This window comes from Synechocystis sp. LEGE 06083, from assembly GCF_015207725.1.
GTDB lineage: Bacteria > Cyanobacteriota > Cyanobacteriia > Cyanobacteriales > Microcystaceae > Synechocystis > Synechocystis salina.
This window is the reverse complement of record NZ_JADEWJ010000359.1, coordinates 1-3,105: the sequence shown is the minus strand read 5'-3', so window position 1 is coordinate 3,105 and position 3,105 is coordinate 1. Positions and strand designations below refer to the sequence as shown.

Annotated in this window: 4 protein-coding genes; 2 read left to right on the top strand and 2 right to left on the bottom strand. The window is 51.2% G+C overall.

Translation table 11 applies throughout. From position 1 onward, the window contains the following. Positions 1 to 117: 117 nt before the first annotated feature. Positions 118 to 1,620, bottom strand: coding sequence for a polyphosphate:AMP phosphotransferase (gene pap, locus IQ219_RS18440; protein ID WP_194073571.1), 1,503 nt, complete (start codon positions 1,618 to 1,620; stop codon positions 118 to 120). Positions 1,621 to 1,743: 123 nt separating this feature from the next. On the opposite strand from pap, the gene IQ219_RS18435 reads away from it, so the two are divergent. Continuing rightward, a complete protein-coding gene (locus IQ219_RS18435; protein ID WP_190598844.1) occupies positions 1,744 to 2,259 on the top strand; it encodes a TIGR02652 family protein in 516 nt (171 codons plus the stop codon). A 40-nt stretch (positions 2,260 to 2,299) separates the two neighbouring features. Here the strand turns inward: IQ219_RS18435 and IQ219_RS18430 are convergent, their stop codons facing one another. Next, a complete protein-coding gene (locus tag IQ219_RS18430) occupies positions 2,300 to 2,704 on the bottom strand; it encodes a DUF1824 family protein (protein WP_194073570.1) in 405 nt (134 codons plus the stop codon). 180 nt (positions 2,705 to 2,884) lie between these two features. Between IQ219_RS18430 and IQ219_RS18425 the strand changes: the two genes are divergently transcribed. Then, the coding region (locus IQ219_RS18425; RefSeq protein WP_228017338.1) for a pyruvate kinase at positions 2,885 to 3,105 on the top strand (221 nt) is incomplete at its 3' end.

Genomic DNA, 3,105 nt, shown 5'->3' with positions numbered 1-3,105 from the left:
GAATGGGAGGGGGACGGGGGACGGGAAGATGCTAGAACCACGGCAATATGGGGTTAGGGGTCTGGATCGAAATTAAAGGGCATTTTATCATGGTGGGCAAAGGTGCCAGGGGGGTTATCAATCCTTGCCCCGGCGTTTAAGCTCCATTTTCACCGCTTCCACCACCGTTTGAATTACTTGCACCCGAGCGAAATATTTATCGTTGGCGGGCACCACTGTCCAGGGAGCGGCAGGGGTGTTGGTGCGGGCAATCATTTGGTTAACGGCAACATCATAGAGGGGCCATTTTTCTCGGTTGCGCCAGTCCTCATCCGTGAGTTTGTATTGCTTGAAGGGATTGTTTTGTCGTTCTTCAAACCGGGCTAACTGTTCTTCGGGGCTGATATGGAGGAAAAATTTCACCACCACATAGCCTTCCGCCGTCAACTCCGCCTCAAACTCATTGATTTCCCGGTAGGCCCGTAACCATTCTTTTTCCCGGGCAAACCCTTCCACCCGTTCCACCATTACCCGGCCGTACCAACTGCGGTCAAAAATACCGATTTTTCCGCCGGGGGGAATACGACGCCAAAAACGCCAGAGATAATGGAATTGGGCTTCTTCCTGGGTGGGGGCGGCAAAGGTGTTGACCTGGTAACTGCGGGGGTCCAGGGTGTCCGTTAAACGTTTGATGGCTCCCCCCTTGCCAGCGGCATCCCAGCCTTCAAACAGAGCAATCACTGGCACTTTTTCCTGGTAAATCTTAGCCTGTAATTTACGTAATTCAATCTGGCTATCCCGCAACCGTTGCCGATAGTCATCCTTGCTTAGTTGCGCGCTCAAATCCACTTTAGCGAGGAAATTGGGCTCGGTGGGGAGCAATTCCTTTTGGGGCGGGCTTGGTTCAATTTTGACGTTGGCCCTGGCCCGTTTTTGGTCTAGGGCTTGGACAATCACTGCCACCAGTTGGGACAGTACTTTTACCCTGGACCACCGTTCACAGTCTCCCTCCACCAGAGTCCAGGGGCCGTAACCAGTGCTGGTATAGGTGAGCATTTCTTCCACGAGGGCGGAGTATTCCTGGTAGCGTTTTTCCTGTTGCCAATCCTCCGGCCGCACCCGCCACATTTCTAGCTCGTCGGCCTCGTATTTTTTTAGGCGTTTTTTCAGTTCTTTTTGACTAATATGTACCCAAAATTTGGCGATCGCCGCTCCGTCCTCCACCAACTGGCGCTCAAAGGCGTTAATATCCCGCATCACTAGGGGCACGTGGACCGCGGGAATACGACCAAATAACCGCTCTTCTAGACAATTGGTGTACCAACTATGGTAGAAAAAGCCCAAACTGCCCTTGGGGGGAAGCTTTTGCCAAAAACGCCAAAGAAAAGGGTACATTCTTTCCTGTTCATTGGCCGCAAAGATAGGATTAACGGAAAACCCCCTGGGGTCCATGTAGTTAACAATTTTCTTCAGCAATGTGCCCTTACCGGCGGCGGCCCAACCCTCTAGGACGATGATCACTGGAATTTTTTCTTCCCAACAGGATTGCTGCAGACTCCGTAACTGCCGCATCAAATCCTCTAGTTGTTCTTTGTAACTTTCTTTATCCAGTTTGAGGGAAAGGTCGAGGGCATCTAGCATAGGCGATCGCCAGGGGGAAGGAAGAATGATTGTCGGCCTCAGTTTAGGCCAGAAACCCAGGAAAAGATCCCTTGGTTATAATGTGGGGGCCTCTGCTTTAACCGCCCATTCCAACGGTTTTCCATGCAAAATCTCGGTTTACAATACCCCCTTTTTGGTCCAGAAATCCAATGTCCCCACTGTCGGCAAACCATTCCTGCCTTGACCTTAACGGACACCTACCTCTGCAATCGCCATGGAGCCTTTGAAGTTAATCCCGACACGGAGGACCTAGTCCATTTGCAATCTGGAAGGCACTGGCGCTTTTGGCAGGGAGAATGGTATCGGCAACATACCCACCCCGACGGTATCCGCTTTGAAATTCATGAAGCCTTGGACCGTCTCTACACCGAAGGTTACCGGGCCACCAAGGTAATCATTGCCCACCGTTACTACGATTTGGTCAGCGTTTATCTGCAACGGCAAGGTAGCTGGCGTAATCCCGAAGACAGGGATAGCCCCCTGCCCCGTCTTTACGGTCTGCCGGTGGAATTTAGCTCTCCGGGTACGGCGGATGATTGTTGGCGGGTAATTAACTTTGACCTGGAAAAGGAAAAGGGCATTCCCAAGCGCTACCCTTACTTTCGTTTGTTTGATTAGTTCGGTTAAAGTGGACTGAACCGAGTCTTTCAACTTCCATTCAATCAGCGAACAAATCCAACGGGAAATAACCATAGGTGCCCGCCAGGGCTTCATCCTCCGTTTGGCAGGAAATCAACACCCCCCGGTAACTACCTTCGTAACTGGCCACATAAAATCGCAGGGATTGGCTTTGGCATTTCAAATATACTGGCCCTGGGATGGTCTGCTCTTCCATGGCGATTGCCCCGTCGTAGTCCAGGGCCCGGAGGTATTGTCCCAAGGCTGCTTCGGCACTGCTTTGATCGTCGGCACAAATGCCAAAATTTTCCGCTTCGCTCTCGCCACAAACCCAGAGAATGGCCCGGCGTAGGTCATCCCGTTCTTGATCATTCTGGGGAATGCGAATTTCCAAGCGACTGTAATCCTTTAACAGAGCCAACGGAGCAGAACCGGAACCATCCATACAAAATCCTATAAAACCTTGGAGAAAAAAGTTCCCACCGCCCAGCCTACCATCGTTCGCCCCCTAATCTGGTGCAACTGAAACGGCGATCGTGGCGGATAATGGGAATATTTCCCTGGCGCCGCCTAAAATTCCACGGCCTTAACTATTATATTTAACTGCCCCTAATTTCAGCCCATTATGCAAACGTCTCCCCTTCCCCGTCGTACCAAAATTGTCGCTACCATCGGCCCTGCGACCCAAAGCAAGGAAGTGCTGAGACAATTAATCCAAGCCGGTGCCACCACTTTCCGCCTCAATTTTTCCCATGGGGACCATAGCTACCATCAACAAAGTATCCGTTTGATTCGTCAAATTGCTTTTGAATTGAACCAACCGGTGGGCATCTTGCAGGATTTACA

Bases quoted from the DNA above. Each gene is read 5' to 3' on its own strand.
- pap (WP_194073571.1), bottom strand. From the start codon at position 1,620: ATGCTAGATGCCCTCGACCTTTCCCTCAAACTGGATAAAGAAAGTTAC.
- IQ219_RS18435 (WP_190598844.1), top strand. From the start codon at position 1,744: ATGCAAAATCTCGGTTTACAATACCCCCTTTTTGGTCCAGAAATCCAA.
- IQ219_RS18430 (WP_194073570.1), bottom strand. From the start codon at position 2,704: ATGGATGGTTCCGGTTCTGCTCCGTTGGCTCTGTTAAAGGATTACAGT.